Annotated in this window: 15 protein-coding genes and 1 pseudogene; 11 read left to right on the forward strand and 5 right to left on the reverse strand. The window is 67.7% G+C overall.

The window, feature by feature from the left end; all coding sequences use genetic code 11:
- The first annotated feature begins 33 nt into the window (after positions 1-33).
- From AB0J62_RS09030 to AB0J62_RS09040, 3 genes are read left to right on the forward strand one after another with little or no spacing between them, the layout of a single operon-like run.
- Complete coding sequence (locus AB0J62_RS09030) at positions 34-810, forward strand: uracil-DNA glycosylase family protein (protein ID WP_363866221.1); 777 nt, start codon at positions 34-36, stop codon at positions 808-810.
- 32 nt (positions 811-842) lie between these two features.
- Positions 843-1,712: an exodeoxyribonuclease III gene (locus AB0J62_RS09035; RefSeq protein ID WP_363866224.1), complete on the forward strand. Its 870-nt coding sequence runs from the start codon at positions 843-845 to the stop codon at positions 1,710-1,712.
- Positions 1,712-2,827: a hypothetical protein gene (locus AB0J62_RS09040; protein ID WP_363866227.1), complete on the forward strand. Its 1,116-nt coding sequence runs from the start codon at positions 1,712-1,714 to the stop codon at positions 2,825-2,827. Before AB0J62_RS09035 ends, AB0J62_RS09040 begins: the two co-directional genes overlap by 1 nt.
- On the opposite strand, the gene AB0J62_RS09045 is transcribed toward AB0J62_RS09040, so the two are convergent.
- The gene (locus tag AB0J62_RS09045; RefSeq protein WP_363866230.1) at positions 2,820-3,320 is read right to left on the reverse strand and encodes a DUF664 domain-containing protein; all 501 of its coding nucleotides are present in this window, start codon (positions 3,318-3,320) and stop codon (positions 2,820-2,822) included. The genes AB0J62_RS09040 and AB0J62_RS09045 overlap by 8 nt on opposite strands.
- Before the next feature lie 50 nt (positions 3,321-3,370).
- On the opposite strand from AB0J62_RS09045, the gene AB0J62_RS09050 reads away from it, so the two are divergent.
- Both AB0J62_RS09050 and AB0J62_RS09055 read left to right on the forward strand, forming a co-directional pair.
- Complete coding sequence (locus AB0J62_RS09050) at positions 3,371-4,402, forward strand: aldo/keto reductase (protein ID WP_363866233.1); 1,032 nt, start codon at positions 3,371-3,373, stop codon at positions 4,400-4,402.
- Between the two features lie 164 nt (positions 4,403-4,566).
- On the forward strand, positions 4,567-6,084 hold the full coding sequence (locus AB0J62_RS09055) for an alkaline phosphatase family protein (protein ID WP_363866236.1): 1,518 nt from the start codon (positions 4,567-4,569) through the stop codon (positions 6,082-6,084).
- On the opposite strand, the gene AB0J62_RS09060 is transcribed toward AB0J62_RS09055, so the two are convergent.
- Entirely contained in the window at positions 6,081-6,668 is a 588-nt protein-coding gene (locus tag AB0J62_RS09060; RefSeq protein WP_363866239.1) for a hypothetical protein, read from the reverse strand. The genes AB0J62_RS09055 and AB0J62_RS09060 overlap by 4 nt on opposite strands.
- A 24-nt stretch (positions 6,669-6,692) precedes the next feature.
- On the opposite strand from AB0J62_RS09060, the gene AB0J62_RS09065 reads away from it, so the two are divergent.
- Positions 6,693-7,418, forward strand: a complete 726-nt coding sequence (locus tag AB0J62_RS09065) for a DUF5995 family protein (RefSeq protein ID WP_363866242.1) — start codon at positions 6,693-6,695, stop codon at positions 7,416-7,418.
- On the opposite strand, the gene AB0J62_RS09070 is transcribed toward AB0J62_RS09065, so the two are convergent.
- Positions 7,415-8,119, reverse strand: a complete 705-nt coding sequence (locus AB0J62_RS09070; protein WP_363866245.1) for a M50 family metallopeptidase — start codon at positions 8,117-8,119, stop codon at positions 7,415-7,417. The two genes, AB0J62_RS09065 and AB0J62_RS09070, sit on opposite strands and share 4 nt — an antisense overlap.
- Positions 8,120-8,293: 174 nt before the next feature.
- Between AB0J62_RS09070 and AB0J62_RS09075 the strand changes: the two genes are divergently transcribed.
- The 4 genes from AB0J62_RS09075 to AB0J62_RS09090 are packed head-to-tail and all read left to right on the forward strand — an operon-like array spanning position 8,294 to position 12,788.
- A complete protein-coding gene (locus AB0J62_RS09075) occupies positions 8,294-10,270 on the forward strand; it encodes a S41 family peptidase (protein ID WP_363866248.1) in 1,977 nt (658 codons plus the stop codon).
- Positions 10,271-10,273: 3 nt separating this feature from the next.
- Positions 10,274-11,488 (forward strand): aconitase X catalytic domain-containing protein, encoded by a 1,215-nt coding sequence (locus tag AB0J62_RS09080; protein ID WP_363866251.1) that lies wholly within the window; start codon positions 10,274-10,276, stop codon positions 11,486-11,488.
- Positions 11,485-11,904 carry a DUF126 domain-containing protein gene (locus tag AB0J62_RS09085; RefSeq protein ID WP_363866254.1) on the forward strand — a complete coding sequence of 140 codons (420 nt, stop codon included), beginning with the start codon at positions 11,485-11,487 and terminating at the stop codon, positions 11,902-11,904. Before AB0J62_RS09080 ends, AB0J62_RS09085 begins: the two co-directional genes overlap by 4 nt.
- Positions 11,901-12,788, forward strand: a complete 888-nt coding sequence (locus AB0J62_RS09090; protein ID WP_363866257.1) for a neutral zinc metallopeptidase — start codon at positions 11,901-11,903, stop codon at positions 12,786-12,788. The genes AB0J62_RS09085 and AB0J62_RS09090 overlap by 4 nt, the downstream gene beginning before the upstream one ends.
- On the opposite strand, the gene AB0J62_RS09095 is transcribed toward AB0J62_RS09090, so the two are convergent.
- Positions 12,758-13,981 (reverse strand): MFS transporter, encoded by a 1,224-nt coding sequence (locus AB0J62_RS09095; RefSeq protein ID WP_363866260.1) that lies wholly within the window; start codon positions 13,979-13,981, stop codon positions 12,758-12,760. The genes AB0J62_RS09090 and AB0J62_RS09095 overlap by 31 nt on opposite strands.
- Positions 13,982-14,147: 166 nt before the next feature.
- Between AB0J62_RS09095 and AB0J62_RS09100 the strand changes: the two genes are divergently transcribed.
- Complete coding sequence (locus AB0J62_RS09100; RefSeq protein ID WP_363866263.1) at positions 14,148-14,978, forward strand: phosphatase PAP2 family protein; 831 nt, start codon at positions 14,148-14,150, stop codon at positions 14,976-14,978.
- Positions 14,979-14,992: 14 nt separating this feature from the next.
- On the opposite strand, the pseudogene AB0J62_RS09105 reads toward AB0J62_RS09100, so the two are convergent.
- Positions 14,993-16,945 (reverse strand): annotated as a pseudogene (locus tag AB0J62_RS09105) (SulP family inorganic anion transporter); the annotation flags it as partial.
- Positions 16,946-17,024: the final 79 nt, after the last annotated feature.

Below are 17,024 nucleotides of genomic sequence, written 5' to 3' on the forward strand. Positions count from 1 at the left end.
AAGGTCACGGATCCTCGAGGGGGAGGTATGGCGATGGCTGATTTCGATGCCGGCCCGCCGGCCACGGTGGCACGGCACTTCGCAAAAGTCCCGAGTTATGCGGACTTCCAGGAATTGTTCTGGTACGACTGGGGCCCGGTCTTCTACCGCGGCCGACTCAACCGCACCGCGCGGCTGCTGGCGATCGCGTCCGATCCTGGGCCGACCGAACGCATCGCTGGACGCACGTTGGTAGGCGACGCAGGCCAGCGCGTCCAAGGGTTCCTGACCAAGCTCGGCCTGACCCGCAGTTACGCACTGGTCAATGCGTACGTGTACGCATTGAGACCGTCGCGCGCGCAGAAGGCAGCGCCGCTGCTGGCCCGGCCCGATCAGCTGAGCTGGCGCAACACCCTGCTCGAGTTGATCACCGGCCCCCAGTTGCAGGCGATCGTCGCGTTCGGCGTCCAGGCACGCGCAGCCCTGCAGATGTGGGACGGCAGGCCGGACGTGCCGGTGTTCGAAGTGCCGCATCCGTCGAGCCGCAATCCGTCCGCACTCGTCGACAGTTGGCGTCAAGCGGTCACCGAACTGCGCGCGATCGTGACGCCGGATCCCGACGGCGACAACACAGGACCGAACTACGGGCCGAAGTTCGCTGAGTCGGACTACGCGGCGATCCCGGCGCGGGACCTGCCGTTCGGCGTACCGCCGTGGCTCGGCGACGACGCCTGGGGACGTCACGACAAACCGCGTCACAACGACAGCGTCGAACGTCCGGCGACCGACCTTCTCAACACTCTCGTCTGGCACGCACCCAAGCTCGGCTGAAAGTTGTCCCCTGCTGCCGCTACCTTGGTCGGATGCGAGTGGCAACGTGGAATGTGAACTCGGTCAAGCAGCGGATGCCGCGGTTGCTCGACTGGCTCGACGAGCGGCAGCCGGACGTCGTGTGCCTGCAGGAGACCAAGCTCGCGGACGACGCCTTCACCGCCCTGCTCGGCGCGGAGCTGACCGACCGCGGCTACGAGATCGGTCTGCACGGCGAACTGCAGTGGAACGGCGTCGCCCTCCTGTCCAAGGTCGGGCTCGAGGACGTCGTCACCGGTGTCGCGGGAGCGCCCGGCTTCCCGAATCCTGAGGCGCGGGCCGTCGCCGCGACCTGTGGCGGCATCCGGATCCACTCGCTGTACGTGCCGAACGGGCGCGTCCCGGACTCCGACCACTACCACTACAAGCTCGCCTGGCTCGCCGCCCTCACCGAGGTCATTGCGAACGGTCCGGCCGACCAGATCGTCTGCGGTGACATGAACATCGCGCCGACCGACGCCGACGTTTTCGACCCCGCGGCGTACGTCGGTCAGACGCATGTGACGCCGCCCGAGCGGCAGGCGCTGGCGGAGCTGATGGCCGCGAAGGACCTGCATGACGTCGTCCGGGACCGCTGGCCGAGCGATCGCATCTTCAGCTACTGGGACTACCGCGCCGGCATGTTCCATCAGGACCTCGGCATGCGGATCGACCTGATGCTCGCGACCGATCCGGTGGCGGAGCGGGTCAAGGCCGCGTGGATCGATCGCAAGGCCCGCAAGGGCACCGGTCCGAGCGACCACGCCCCGGTGATCATCGACCTCGACACCGCGCCGGACGGCGATATCGGTCCGGTCGTGCCGCCGCCGTCCGCGCCGCGGACCGGCCGGAAGAAGACGACCAAGCTTCCGCAGAGCCGCTGATGCGCCGCCTCGCTGCAGTCGCGATCCTCGTGCTCGCGACGCTCACCGCCTGCAGTGACGACAAGACGCCGACACCGAGCCCTGTCGCGTGGACGAAGGTCGACACCCCAGCAGAGCCGGTCACTCTGACCGCACATGGCGATCAGTTGCTGATCGGTCTGCGTCACCGCGGCGCCAAGGTCGTCCCGGAGCTCCTCATGCAGGACAGCACCGGGAAGCGCACGCCGATCACCGTCATACCCAACCCGGCCAGCCCGTACGCGTTCGAAGCCATCTGGTACTCGATCGCGTACGACGGCAAGCAGCTCCTCGCGCTTGGCGGCGCCGCCGGGGGCGCGCACTCCAACACCCGTTGGACCGTCTGGTCCGGCACACCACAAACCGGACTGATCGAACAGCCGCAGGACTTCTTCACGTTCGGCGGCCAGACAGCGGGCGACCTCTACAGCGCAGTCATCACGCCGAGCGGCCGCGCGCTCCTCGGCTCATGGGGCGGCGTGGTGACCGGCAACGACGCCATGGTCTGGCTTTCCCAGGGCAACAAATGGACCCGGCAGGATCCGACGAAGACGGTCCTGCAGAGCACGCCGAACCTTCTCGTCGGCCCCGGCTTCGGTACGACGCTCGGCGAGAGCATCGTCATCGTCGGCTCGCAGGTGCGCCTCGCGCCCGGCGTGGTCGCTCAGGAAGCGGCCGTCTGGCGCTCTACCAAGCTCAACTCCGGCTGGACGAGGATCGTCCTGCCCGAGCCGGGCAAGCGCAGTCAGGCGAACACGGCCACCTGCGCCAAGGACTGCGTGATCTCCGGGTACGTCGACGGCCGGCTCGCGATCTGGCAGCTCGATCCGGCGGGTACGGCGAAGCGGCTCCAAGGCGTCCCGTCGGTCCCGGTCGGCGACAAGGACAAGTTGCCGCCGCCGGTGGTCGACGGCGGCAAAATCATCCAGATCGTTGCCCAGGACAACAAGGTCAAGGTGCTCACGTACCAGGATGGTCACTGGACCGTCCAGGACTCACAAGGTCCGGACGGCCAGGTAACCGACGCCGCGCTGATGCCGGATCACAAGCTCTACCTGATCGCCGGCACCTCGCTCTGGCAGACCACCCTCAGCTGACCAGCCCCTTCACGTACGCCGCCTGGCCCGCGTGCTGCGCGCAGTCGTCGATGACGCTGACGAGCCGCACCCCGAGCGTGACCGGCGGGTTCCACCGCTTGTCCACGATGCGGTCCAGACCGTCGTCGGTGACCGTCTCGAGGAACTGCGCGGTGCGCGCGTGCACGGCGTCGTAGTACCCCAGCAGCTGCTCTGCCGACAGCTGCACCAGTGCTACCTGGTCCGACGTGTGTCCGTATCCGGTGTCGGCCGCGGGCAACGGCAGACCGAGCCGCTCGTGCCACCCGTCCGCCGTGTAGACCTGGTCATAGCCACCCGCATCCGCGAGATGGTCGTCCTGAACCCGGCTCAGGTGCCAGACGAGCCAAGCGATCGAGTTGGCCGAATCACCCGGCCGCGCCGCGAGAGTCTTGTCGTCGAGCCCCGTCACGACATCGTGCAGGACCTCCTGAACCCGGCTGTGTGCGTCCAGCAGCAGCTCACTTGTCTTCATACCGGCCACCGTAGTCTTCGACTGGGACAGTTCTGAGAGAGGGAGCAATCGTGGAATATCGCACGCTGGGCCTGAGCGGCGCCGTGGTCTCGACCTACACGCTCGGCACCATGACGTTCGGCAGCGAGACCGACGAGGCCGGCTCGCACGAGCAGCTGGATCGATACATCGAGGCCGGCGGCACTTTCATCGACACCGCGGACGTGTACTCCGGCGGTGTGTCCGAGCAGATCGTCGGGCGCTGGCTGGCGAAGAGCTCCGCCCGCGACAACGTCGTACTGGCCACCAAGGGCCGGTTCCCGATGGGCGACGGGCCGAATGACGTGGGTACGTCGCGTATCCACCTCCGGAGGGCGCTGGACGCCTCGCTGGAGCGGCTTGGGGTCGACCACATCGACCTCTACCAGCTGCACGCGTGGGACCCGGTCACGCCGCTCGAGGAGACGCTGAGCTTCCTCGAGGACGCCGTACGGGCCGGCAAGATCGCGTACGGCGGTTTGTCGAACTTCACCGGGTGGCAGCTGCAGAAGGCGTGCGACCTGATCGGGTACCGCGGCTGGTCGAAGCTCGTCACGCTCCAGCCGCAGTACAACCTGCTCGTGCGTGAGATCGAGTGGGAGATCGTGCCGGCCGCGCAGGAGAACGGGCTGGGGCTGCTGCCGTGGTCGCCGCTCGGCGGCGGCTGGCTGACCGGGAAGTACTCGTTCGACGAGGAACCGACCGGTGCGACCCGTCTGGGCGAGAACCCGGACCGCGGTGTCGAGTCCTGGTACCGGCGCAGCCGCAACCAGCGGGTTCGTGACGTGGTCGACGCGGTCCGGGAGATCGCCGAGGCCCGCGGGATCTCGATGGCGCAGGTCGCGCTCGCCTGGCTGGTCGACCGGCCGACGGTCACCTCGGTGATCCTCGGCGCTCGCACGCTCGAGCAGCTCGAGGACAACCTTGCCGCGGCAGATCTGCACCTGACCGAGGAGGAGACGACCGAGCTCGACGAGGCGAGCGATCCGGGCGCGGCGGATTACCCGTACGGCGGTCCTGGCGTGGCGCAGCGCAGCCGGCCCATCAGCGGCGGGCGCGCCTGAGAAAGTTCTCAGGTAGCTGAGAGATTCTCAGCGGGGTGCGCCGGATATCCACAGCTTCGTCTGTGGCGGTTTCGGCGCGCGGCGGTTTGGGGGAGGCTGTTGGGGCCGACGAGCCATCACGCCCGGTGGCTCCCGGTCCGCACAGCCCGAAGGAGAGTCAGCAGATGATCCGCCACAATCGCAGACTTCCCCTGGCCGCCGGCCTCGGCGCCGCACTGGTCGCCGCCGTCGCCGTCCCAGCGGTTGCCCTAGGCCACGATCAGGGTGCGCCGACGACCACCCCGATCAAGCATCTGGTGGTGATCTTCCAGGAGAACGTCGCGTTCGACCACTACTTCGCGACCTATCCGCAGGCCGCCAATCCGGCCGGCGAGCCGGCGTTCACCGCGGCTCCGGGGACGCCGACTGTGAACGGCCTCAACACCCCGCTCGCCGCACCGAACAACCCGAACTCGGCCCAGCCGTTCCGGCTCGGCCGGAGCCAGGCGCAGACCTGCGACCAGGACCACAACTACACCGACGAGCAGAAGGCGGTGGATGCGGGCCTGATGGACAAATTCGTCGAGACCGTCGGCCGCGGAGCCGGCACCTGTGCGGACTACGGGCACGGCAAGGGTCTGGTGATGGGCTACTACGACGGCAACACCGTGACCGGCCTGTGGAACTACGCCCAGCATTTCGCGATGAGCGACAACTCCTACGGCACGACGTACGGTCCGTCGTCGGTCGGCGCCATCAACCTGGTCTCGGGGCAGACCCATGGATTCAGCGCCGATGACGACGCCGTGCCGGCCGCCACCGGAACCATGATCGGCGACCCGCAGCCGGCCGGCGACAGGTGCAACACCCGCGACAGCTCGACGGTCACCGACTCGAAGAACAAGAATGTCGGCGACCTCCTGAACGCCAAGAACGTCAGCTGGGGATGGTTCGAGGGCGGCTTCGCCGACTGTGCGGCGACGCACACCGATATCGGCGGGGTCAGTAGCGCCGACTACATCCCGCACCACGAGCCCTTCCAGTACTACAAGAGCACGCAGAACCTGCAGCACACGCCGCCGGCGTCCGTCGACGAGATCGGTCACAACGGGGCGGCGAATCATCAGTACGACCTGAAGGACTTCTGGGCAGCCGTGAACAACGGCAGCACACCGGCCGTGAGCTACCTCAAGGCGGCCGCGTATCAAGACGGGCACGCCGGGTACTCGACTCCGCTGGACGAGCAGCACTTCGTGGTCGACACGATCAACCGCTTGCAGAAGTCGAAGGACTGGAAGAGCACCGCCGTCGTCATCGCCTATGACGACAGCGACGGCTGGTACGACCACCAGATCGGTCCAGTGGTGAACCAATCCGACGACGCGGCACACGACGCGCTGACCGGTACGAACTGCGGTACGAACCCGGCCAGGATCGCCGGTGGCTACCAGGACCGGTGCGGGTACGGTCCCCGGCTCCCGCTGCTCGTCGTCTCGCCGTACGCGAGGCAGAATTTCGTCGACCACAGCGTCACCGACCAGACCTCGATCCTGAAGTTCGTCGAGGACAACTGGAAGACCGGCCCGATCGGCAACTACTCGTTCGACGAGAAGGCGGGCTCGCTCGGCAACCTGTTCGACTTCCACCACAAGGCCAAGGCGCTCTACCTGGACCCGGTCTCGGGTCAGCCGGTGAAGCACTAAGGCGCGAGGACGAGGCGAAGGGCGGAGTACGACGCAACCAGCGCACGCCGCTCCTGCGCCAGCAGCGGGTCGTCGCGATGGCAGCCGGCCCGGACCCAGCGGTCCGACAGGTCCATCGCCTCGACCCGCTTGCGCGCTGCCTGGCGTACTGCGTCGCGGTCGGCGTCGTAGACGTAGGAGTACAGGTCGATGAGCGCGGTCTCGAGTTGCTCCTCGGTGACATCGTCCGAGTGCTGGTGTTCGCGGTGGACCCGCCACCACTCGACCTCGAAGGCGGCTGCGCGGGCGGGGTCGAACAGCAGGCCGCTCGAGGCGGCGACGAGCTCGTAGAAGCGGCGCATGTACGCGCGCGCCACGTCGGGCTGGTTGTCCGGGTACGGCGCCCACACCTGGTTGGCGCGGAGTACATACCAGGCTCCGGTGAGTGTCCGATGTGGTGGCATGCCGAAGCCTGCGGCCACCATGCCGACCGCCGCGACGAGGAACTCACGCCACTCGTGCCGGTAATAGGCGGCCCACGCGTCCGTCTCGCGGTTGCCGACCACCACCGGGTCGAAGGACAGTGGTCCTGTTCGGATCCGCATGATCCCTCCCCCTGAGGAGATCCGATGAACGATGGTAGTCCGATCGCCGACGTGGTGGCGCGCATGCAGCAGCGCCTCGACGAGCTGCCGGAAGCGATCGCACACCGGCGGTTCTTCCTCAGCACGTACCTGCGGACGACGCAGGCCGTGGGCAAGGCGATCGACGACGCCCGCTTCGAGGACCCGGAGTGGGTGGAGTTCTGGGACGTGAAGTTCGCCGAGCTCTATCTCCACGCCCACGACGCGGACCTAGCGCCGCGGCCCTGGCGGTTGGCGTTCGATGCTTCGCCGGACCTGCCGGCGTTGGGGCATGTGTTGCTGGGGATCAATGCGCATGTCAACTACGACCTGCCGCAGGCGTTGCTGGAAGTGATCAGTGATGAGGACTTCTTGGATCTGGCGTTGATGAATCGGCGGCGGCGGGATCATGAGCGGATCGACGGGGTGCTCTCGGCGCGGGTTGCGGCGGAGGATGAGGAGTTGGCAGCGACCGGAGTGCGCAGCTTGCTGGACCGGGTGCTCACTCCGCTGAACCGGCTGGCGTCACAACGGTTCCTGCGTGAGTCCCGGCAGAAGGTGTGGCACAACACCACGGAACTGCAGAGGGCGCGCGTCGCCGGCAGCTACGAGAAGCGGCTGGCCGAGCTGGAAGTGCTGAGCGCCGCCAAGGTCGCGGATCTGCTGCGGCCAGGTCAGGTGCTGCTGAGGCTGGCTGTGACTGGCTTCGGTGTCACGCTGCCGCCGGTTTAGCTCGGCAGTACGCCAGACCACATAACGCCGACCAGCAGACACCCAAGCGTCAGCAAGCCGAACACGCCGACCCACAGCAACGCGGGCACACCAGTCAGGCGCCGCAGTTGGTCAGCGTCCGAGCTGCGCCCTTGGCCACGCCGCCGGGAGTGCTGCAGCTCCATGACCGCCCGAGGCGCAGCCAGCAACAAGAACCACGTCAGCAGATGCGCGAACGCGGTCTGCACCCCTGCCGACCCCCACCACGACACTCCGAACACCAACGCGCCGAAGACCAGCACAGACCACAGTCCGAAGAGATTGCGGATCTGGAGCAGCAGAATCACCAGGGCAAGCAACAGGCCCCACAACAGCGCCACGGCGTACCCACGACTCAGCACGAAAGCCGCAGCCAGGCCGAACAGCGCAGGCCCCGGATAGCCGGCGAGTAGTACGGCGATCATGCCCGCGCCGGTCGGCTTGCCACGCGAAACGGTGACGCCGGACGTGTCGGAGTGCAGCCGGATCCCCGACAGCTTCCGTCCGACCAGTGCGGCGATCAGACCGTGCGCGCCCTCGTGGGCGATCGTGACGACCTGCCGCGTGTACTGCCACAACGGTCGCCAGGCGATCAGCAGCAGCGCGACCACACCGGTCCCGATCACCAACCGCAGGGACGGCTCGGGCTGCACCGACGTGATGCTGTTCCAGAACTCACTCACCCGCACATCCTGACAGGCGGGTGGTCAACCTTCAGGGAAAGGGGATGTGCTCGGTGACCAGTTCGCGGAGTTGTTCGGGTGCGCCGTTGACATCGTCCGGTGCGCGAACGAACGTGGAGAGATCGCGGGGGAGGGGCCGCTTTGCTTGGGGGAAACATGTCTCAACCACGCACGATGACACGCACGGGGAAGAAGACCGCAGCCGCTGCCAAGAAGACCGCCGCTAGGCGACGGACCTCGCCGGCCGTCGACGAAGCAGCGGCCGTCCCGCTGCCGGAGTTCCTCGACGCCGCGGGAACGCTGACGCTCGACCAGCGCAGACTGCTGGTGGACCAAGCGCTTCTGCTGCTCGGTGAGAACTACGTGCACCTGCCGCTCAAGGTCGCGATGCATGCGGTCAACCCGCTGCAGCGCCTGCGGGTGTTGCGCGCCCGGATGGAGCGCCAGACGGACGACACGATGCAGGAAGAGTGGATGTTCCATCGCGAGATGTCGAGCATCTTCCACTCGGTCCGCGATCTGCACACCAACTATCTGCTGCCGGTGCCGTTCGCCGGGAAGATCGCGTTCCTGCCGTTCATGATCGAGAAGTGCTACGACAGTGAAACCGCTGGAGGCGCTGAGCACTACCTCATCACCCGCACGATCACCGGCTATCAGGCGCCGCAGTTCGGTCCGGGCGCCGAGGTGACGCACTGGAACGGTACGCCGATCGCCCGCGCGGTCGCCCTCAACGGAGCACTGTTCGCCGGCAGCAACGACGCCGCGAACCTGGCCCGCGGGCTCGAATCGCTCACGCTTCGCCCGCTCGTGATCCAGTCCCCGCCCGACGAGGACTGGGTGACGCTGACGTACGTCGGTCTCGACGGCTCGAACCAGGAGCTCCGTGAGCAATGGAAGGTCGGCACCAACCTCCCGCCGATGACGGATCTGGACGCGGTGAGCGAGGCCTCGGCGTTGATGGGTCTCGACCTCGACTCCGACGAGAAGTCCCGCGCGAAGAAGGCCTTGTACGTGCGCGACGTCGTCGAACTCGAACGCGGGCAGAGCTCGGCCGAACTGGCCGCACCGGCTGCTGTCGCAGGCGCCGACGTGCCGACGACGATGCCAGGCGTCTTCCGGGCCCGCGAGGTCGTCACGTCGTCCGGCAACTTCGGTCACCTGCGGATCTTCACGTTCAGCGTGCAGGATCCGGTCGCGTTCCGGGACGAGTTCGTCCGGCTGGCCGCGGCCCTGCCGCAGAACGGCCTGATCGTCGACGTACGCGACAACGGCGGCGGACACATCTACGCCAGCGAGTTCACGCTGCAGACGATGACGCCGCGGCGGATCTCGCCGGAGCCCGTGCAGTTCATCAGTACGCCGCTCAACCTGAAGATCTGCCGCCGGCACAAGGACAACCCGTCGGGGATCGATCTCGGTCCGTGGTTCGACTCGCTGGACCTCGCGATCGAGACGGGTGCGCAGTACTCCGCGGCGAAGCCGATCACCCCGGAGGACGGCGCGAACGACGTCGGGCAGACGTACCACGGGCCGGTCGTGCTGATCACCGACGCGCGGGTCTACTCGGCCACCGACATCTTCACGGCCGGGTTCGCCGACCACGAGATCGGCACCATCCTCGGCGTCGACGACAACACCGGGGCGGGCGGCGCGAACGTCTGGACCCACGGCCTGCTCGCGTCGCTGCTGAACGAACCACCTCCACCCGACGAGACCTCGCCGTACATCGCCTTGCCCAACGGTGCGAACCTCAGGGTCGCGATCCGCCGCACCCTGCGCGTCGGCAAGCTCGCCGGTACGCCGGTCGAGGATCTCGGCGTGAAACCGCACGAGACACACCGGATGACCAGGGCCGATCTGCTCGACGGCAACGTGGACCTGCTGAACAGAGCCGGTGCGCTGCTCGCGGCGCAACCGGTCCGTCGGCTCGACCTGAAGACGTCGCTCAGCGGTACCACGCTCACGGTGGGGATCGATGCCCAGAGCATCGATCGGGTCGACATCTATCTCGACGAGCGCCCCATCAGCTCGGAGGATCTGACCGGCCCGCTGAGCATCGACATCCTCGAGGTGACAGCCGGCGCACTGCTGCGGGCCGACGGCTACGCGTCGGGAAACCTGGTCGCGAGCCGTCGGGTTACCGTCTGAGGTATGCAGACCCTTCACCTGACCGCCGAGGAAGAGGCAATGTTCGGCGGTCGGGACGGGGACGGCGTCGCGCTCGCGATGCGGGTGATCATCGGTCAGGCGCGGATCTCCGATGCGCCGCGGCTCGTCGAGATCACGTCCGCGCACGTCGACTCGTGCCTGTACCACGGTCAGGTCAGCCTCGACTTTGTCCACCGCCTCGTGGAGCTGGGCGCCCGCGTACGCGTGCCGACGACACTGAACGTCGGCTCGACGGACCTCATCCATCCGGCCCTGGTCCGCGATCAGGAGCTGGCTGCCGCGGGGCGTGAGCTGATGGCGGCGTACGTCGAGCTCGGATGTGCGCCGACGTTCACCTGCGCGCCGTACCAGCTCCCGAACCGGCCCGGGCTCGGCGAGCACGTCGCGTGGGCGGAGTCGAACGCGATCGTGTTCGCGAACTCGGTCCTCGGCGCCCGGACGGACCGGTACGGCGACTTCCTCGACGTCTGCGCGGCGATCACCGGACGAGCGCCGTACGCCGGGCTGCAGACGACCGAGGCACGTCGGGGGACCGTGGTGTTCGACTGCCGGCCGCTGGGCGACTTCCTGCTTTCGGAGCTGGCGTATCCGTTGCTCGGGCACCACATCGGGTCGGTGGTAGGTGCCGAAATCCCTGTGCTGGTTGGGATTCCGGCACAGGTGACCGAGGATGACCTGAAGGCGTTTGGTGCGGCGGCCGCGTCGGCTGGGGGAGTCGCGTTGTTCCACGCGGTTGGCGTCACGCCGGAGGCACCGCGCGACTTCGCTGATCTTCCGGTGCGCCAGGTTGATCTCGAGACCCTGCAGCGTGTCAGGCGGGAGTTGTCGACGACCGGCGAGCTCGATGCGGTGAGCGTCGGTACGCCGCACGCGTCGTACGCCGAATGTGTGCGACTCGCGGAGTTGTTGAAGGACGGGCCGCCGCTGAAGGTGCCGTTCTACCTGTCGACCAACCGCCACACGCGGGAGCGGCTCAAGGGCTCCGAGCTGGACGTGTTGGAGAACGCCGGAGTGACCGTGGTCGTCGACACCTGCACCTACGTCACCGCGATCCTCTCGCCCGACTGGAAGAACGTGATGACGAACTCCGGAAAGTGGGCGCACTACGCACCCGGAAACATCAACGTCAACGCGGTTCTCGGCTCGCTGGCCGAATGCGTCGCCTCGGCCCGGGCCGGTCAGGTCGTGCTCGAGTGATCATCCGAGGCCGCACTCTCCACCCCGGCACCGCGACCGGCGAGCCGATCCGCCTCACCGCACCGCTCTCGTTCTGGGGCGGCACCGACGAACACGGCCGCATCGTCGACGCCCATCACCCACAATGCGGCGCCGTCCTCACCGGCCGCATCCTCCTGATGGAATCCGGCCGCGGTTCCAGCTCAGCCAGCAGCGTTCTCGCCGAACAGATCCGCGCCCGCACAGCACCCGCCGCGATCATCCTGACCCGCCCCGACCCGATCATCCCCCTCGGCGCCCTGGTCGCCGCCGAGCTCTACAACCTCAATCTCCCTGTGGTCCTCGCGCCGTACGACGCCATCCCGGACGACGCGCTGTTGCAGGTTTCGGCCACACCGACCGAGGCAACCATCACCTGGACTACATTCACCCAGTGAACTCACGGGGCCTGATCGCGATCTGCGCTGCCGCAGTCGTCCTCCTGACCGGCTGTACGTCGAAGAACTCTGTCTCGGACGCCGATGCGGCCGCCGCGTCGGAGGCCGCCAAGGCACGAGCCGGCCTGCCGTCGTCGTCGACGACCTCACCCGGCGGCGACTCGACGGCACCGGTTTCCACACCGCCGCTGCCGGCGGCGGTGACCCACAATCCGATCTACGCGGTCGGGAAGCTGCCGTCCGCCCGGTGCGCGGAGCCTGCGTACGACCCGACGTCGCTGGCGAACGCGCGCGCCTACTTCACGCAGTACGTCGCCTGCCTGAACAAGGCCTGGGCGCCGGCGATCCGCAAGGCAGGATTCACCTTCAAGCCGCCGAAACTCGTGGTCGTGCTCGGCCAGTCGCCGTCCTCGCCGTGCACAGTCGACGACGGCCGGGACTACTACTGCGACGGCACGATCTACATGGATGCCGCGACCCATCTCAAGATCTACCGCGAGGATCCCGACGAGGCACGGGCGTGGATGGCCCTGGAGATCGGGCACGAGTACGGGCACCACGTGCAGGCGCTCACCGGTCTCTTCGCGGCGATGTACGACCGCGAGGTGAAGCTGAACGGCGTCGACGCGCACTTGGAGGACACGCGGCGGATGGAGTTGCAGGCCTCGTGCTACAGCGCGGTGTACATCGGTGCCGACCGCAACTACTTCCCGGTCACCTCGGACTGGCTCACCGTCTGGGGACTGGTCATCCGGACGACGATCGACAACGAGCACGATCACGGGAACGGCGAGAACCACGGGTACTGGACGACGGCCGGGTTCGATGCGGCGAGCCCTGGTGCGTGCAACACCTACACGGTCGCCTCGTCACTGGTCGGCTGACGCATCAGTACTGCGGTTGCCGCGAAGAGGAGCGCGCAGCCGGCGAGGGCGATCGGGACGTTGGTGAGGCCGGCGAGTGTGGAGATCGTGAGGCCGCAGACGATCTCGCCGAGGTATTCGAGTTGCGCGAGGAACGAGTGGGTCGTCGCGCGGATGTCCGCGGTCGTGCGGGTGTTGATCCAGATCGTGCTGATGACACGGGTCAGCGGGGTGACGATGCCATTCAGGAGTACGACGGCGATCGCGCCGAACGCCGGATCGCGCGCGAAGGCGAGCAGGAGCATGCTGAGTACGCCGACGAGGGCTGCCCACGCATAGTCGGTCGCGGCATGGCGGCCGTTGATGCGATTGGTGACGAGCCGAAGGACGAGCGCACCGACGACCAGCCCGACCACTCCGAGAGCCGTGAACCAAAGGATCGATGCCGGCAGGCCGAGGTCGATCAGCTGCTTCTGGGTGAGACGGCCGGCGGCGTCCGAGGCGCCGTTGACGAGGAACGTCGCGGCGAAGATCAGCAGGATCGCGCGGCTCCGGCGTACGAGCGTGACGCCGCGGACGAAGGTGGTCCACGACGTCGACCAGCGGGCCGTGCGGGTCGGACCCCCCGCCACCCCGCCGAGTGGAGCGAGGCGGGCTGTTGCCTGTTCGAACTTGTTCTCCGTGAAGCGGAACGCGACGTACAGCGCGAGCGACATCATCGCGGCGCCGGCGACGATGATCGTGACGTCGCGCCGGGTCGCCCAAGCGAGCAGACCGAGCGCGATCAGGCCGGTCGCGGCGCCGGTCAGCTGGGCGCGGGCGGCACGTGTCAGGACGATGTTGATCCGGTCGGGCCGATCGAGCTCGTCGGTGATCAGCGCGACGTCCGATCCGCTCGCGAAGGTCCACGAGATACCCCAGAGCACCTGGGTCGCGAGGAGCGCCGGGAACGACTCGAACAGTCCCGTCGCCAGCATCGCCGTACCCATCAGCACCTGGGAGACGACGAGTGACCACTTGCGGCTGATCGTGTCCGCGATGACACCGGCCGGTACTTCGAACACGAGCGCGAACGCACTCTGCACCGACCCGATCAGCACGAGCTCTGCCGGGGAGAGGCGGGCGTCGACGACCAGGTAGACGCTCGTGACCAGCCACCACCCGTTGTGCAGGACCGCGCGCAGCCAGGTCCAGCGGATGAAGACCGTCTCCATGCCGGCCGATCCTTCCGGGGACCACGGAGCGGCGCCAGTCAATATCCCAGGGCTGTGAGTCGAGGATCACAGTGGAAAACGAATGACCGTTCTTGATCTCGCCGGTCTATGAGTAGCAGGGTGGAATTTCAGAGAACGAGCGTTCGGTTTGAGCTGGGGGGTCGGCATGGCGCAGATGACTCTGGACCGCGTGGGGCAACCCGCACTGCCGGAGCTGGGGCGGAGTCGTGGTGGTGGGATCTGGAGGATCGTCCGTGAGGTGGCGCTGCTGGCGGTGCTGTTCGGGGTCTACAACCTCGGTCGGTTCCTGTCGGCGGAGCACTCGGGGTCCGCGTTCGCACACGCCCATGAGCTGATCCGCTGGGAGGCCTCGCTCGGGCTGCCGAGCGAGGCGACGTTCCAGCATCACGCGCTACAGGTCGACGGGCTGGCTCGGATCGCGAACCTGTTCTACGCGACGGTGCATTTCCCGCTGACCGCGATGGTCCTGCTGTGGTTGATGATCCGCCGCTCGGCCGAGTACGGCAAGGCGCGCTGGGCGCTCGCGTCACTGACCGGCCTCGCGCTGATCGGGCACATGGTGTTCCCGCTCGCGCCGCCGCGGATGATGGCGGGCTGGGTGGACACGGGAGTGCTGCTCGGCCAGTCGGTCTACGGGCCGAGCACGCACTCCGGGGTGGCGAACCAGTTCGCCGCGATGCCAAGCCTGCACGTCGGCTGGGCGCTGATGGTCGCGGTGTTCCTGATCCGCGCAACCCGGTCACGGTGGCGTTGGCTGTGGATCGCACATCCGCTGCTCACCTTCACGGTCGTGGTGGTCACTGCGAACCACTACTGGCTGGACGGTCTGGTCGCGATCGCGCTCGCGGTACCGCTGCTCCTGATCTTCGACAGTTCGTCGTCGGCACGGACGAGGAAGGGTTCGCGTTCGAGCACCAGCCTGGCCGCGGCCGCACCGATGTCGAACCACAGCCCGATCAGTTCGAGCCGGCCCTGAGCCTCGGCCTCGCGGACACAGGCGAAACTCCGCAGGTTCTCGAGCTGTACGGCGACGTTCGCCACGGACAGCTTGTCGGCGGGCGAGAGCCTCACGCCGGTTGCCGGATCGATGATGTCGGGCAGCGCGACCGCACGCCGTACGGACGGCTCGAGGTGCCGCAGCCAGCTCTCCAGGCCGGAACCCTCGGGTACGTCGGCAGCGAGCGCGGCCGCGGCGGCACCGCAGGAGGAATGACCGCAGACCACGATCGACTTCACGCCGAGGACTTCGACCGCGTACTCGATCGCGGCGTCGACCGAGCTGCTGTTGGAGCCCTTCGGTGGCACGAGGTTCCCGATGTTCCGCACGCAGAACTGGTCGCCGGGACCGCTTGTGGTGATCATCGTCGGCACGATCCGCGAGTCTGCACAGGTGATGAACAAATGCTCGGGCCGTTGCCCCTCCGCCGCGAGTTTCGCGAGCAGCGGCCGGATCTCGTCGGCCGAGGCCTCGAACTCGCGGACACCGTCAAGCATCTGCCGACCGGACCGATCAGGATTCAGCTCGACGATGCCGCCACGGGCGATATGCCCCCGCCGCCAGTCCTCGATCGCCTCGTACGCCGCGTGGTCGAGATGATCCACGGTGAGCTCGACCCGCACGGTCGCGCCCGCCGGGATCGACCGCAGCGTCCGCACGAGTGACGCGACCCCGAGGAACACCAGCGTGCCGCGGATCCGCACGATCCACACGCCGTCGGACTCGGTCGCGGTGACGGTTGCGCGGGCGAGCCGGTAGAGCACGCGTACGACGGCGAGCACCAGGCCGAGGAGCACGCCTTCGGCGAGTCCGAGGACGGCGACGCCGACCGCCGTCACGACGTACACGAGCAACTCGTCGTGCCTGCGCAACGTGCGGATGTGAGCGAGCTGAACCAATCGCAACCCCGTGACCAGGAGTACGCCGGCCAACGCAGCCATCGGGATCAGCTCGAGCATCGCGCCGGCAGCGAGCACGAACGCCGCGATCCACAGGCCGTGCATGATCGCCGACGCCCGGGTCCGCGCGCCGGCCGCGACGTTCGTCGACGAGCGGACGATGACGCCCGTGACCGGCATACCGCCGAGGGCGCCGGACAGCGCGTTCGCTGCGCCCTGGCCGATCAGCTCGCGATCGAGGTTGGTCCGGGTGCCGCGATGAAGTTTGTCGACGGCAACGGCCGACAGCAACGACTCGACACTGGCGACCAGCGCAACGGTCAGGACGGCGGTCACGATCTCGATCGGCGTACCCTCGGGCATCGTCGGCAGGATCAGACTCTGCAGCGGATGATCCGGCAGATCGACCCGTGTCACGTCTGGCATCCAGGCCGCGGTCAGAGCAGTCACCGCAACCACGGCGACGAGCGGTGCCGGAACCACCTTGAGCTTGGGGATTCTCGGCCAGGCGAGCACGATCGCGACCGTCAAGATGCCGACGACAACGGAATGACCGTGATGCGCGACGAGTTGCGCAGGGAGCGCGATGACGTTGTCGATCAGCGAGCTCTGGGCCTTGCCGCCGAGCACGACATGCAGCTGCTGGACGGCGATCGTCACGCCGATCCCGGCGAGCATGCCGTGGACGACGGCGGGCGACAGCGAGAGCGCCAGCCGCCCGATGCGGGTGACGCCCAGCAGGATCTGCAGGACGCCGGCGGCGCAGGTGATCGCAGCCGTCGCGGCCCAGCCGAACTGGGCGACGAGGCCGGCGACGACCACGGTCAGACCCGCGGCCGGACCGCTGACCTGCAAGGGCGATCCGCCGAGCGCACCGGCGACCACGCCGCCGATCACAGCGGCCACCAGGCCGGCGATCAGCGGTGCGCCGGATGCGGCGGCGATCCCGAGGGAGAGGGGGATTGCGATGAGGAAGACCACCAACGACGCGGGGAGGTCGTGGTGCAGGATGGTCTTCCAGAGCTTGGAAGGTGAAGAGGTCGGCACGGGTGGTCCTCCGGCGTCGGTGCTCAGGGCAACTGCTCGGGCATCAGGCGTCGAAACAAAGAGTGTCGATCTGGTTACC

It is taken from the genome of Kribbella sp. NPDC049584, assembly GCF_040675555.1.
Taxonomy (GTDB): domain Bacteria; phylum Actinomycetota; class Actinomycetes; order Propionibacteriales; family Kribbellaceae; genus Kribbella.

Coding starts and splice junctions, on each gene's coding strand:
- AB0J62_RS09030 (WP_363866221.1), top strand. CDS start 34: ATGGCTGATTTCGATGCCGGCCCGCCGGCCACGGTGGCACGGCACTTC.
- AB0J62_RS09035 (WP_363866224.1), top strand. CDS start 843: ATGCGAGTGGCAACGTGGAATGTGAACTCGGTCAAGCAGCGGATGCCG.
- AB0J62_RS09040 (WP_363866227.1), top strand. CDS start 1,712: ATGCGCCGCCTCGCTGCAGTCGCGATCCTCGTGCTCGCGACGCTCACC.
- AB0J62_RS09045 (WP_363866230.1), bottom strand. CDS start 3,320: ATGAAGACAAGTGAGCTGCTGCTGGACGCACACAGCCGGGTTCAGGAG.
- AB0J62_RS09055 (WP_363866236.1), top strand. CDS start 4,567: ATGATCCGCCACAATCGCAGACTTCCCCTGGCCGCCGGCCTCGGCGCC.
- AB0J62_RS09060 (WP_363866239.1), bottom strand. CDS start 6,668: ATGCGGATCCGAACAGGACCACTGTCCTTCGACCCGGTGGTGGTCGGC.
- AB0J62_RS09065 (WP_363866242.1), top strand. CDS start 6,693: ATGAACGATGGTAGTCCGATCGCCGACGTGGTGGCGCGCATGCAGCAG.
- AB0J62_RS09075 (WP_363866248.1), top strand. CDS start 8,294: ATGACACGCACGGGGAAGAAGACCGCAGCCGCTGCCAAGAAGACCGCC.
- AB0J62_RS09080 (WP_363866251.1), top strand. CDS start 10,274: ATGCAGACCCTTCACCTGACCGCCGAGGAAGAGGCAATGTTCGGCGGT.
- AB0J62_RS09095 (WP_363866260.1), bottom strand. CDS start 13,981: ATGGAGACGGTCTTCATCCGCTGGACCTGGCTGCGCGCGGTCCTGCAC.
- AB0J62_RS09100 (WP_363866263.1), top strand. CDS start 14,148: ATGGCGCAGATGACTCTGGACCGCGTGGGGCAACCCGCACTGCCGGAG.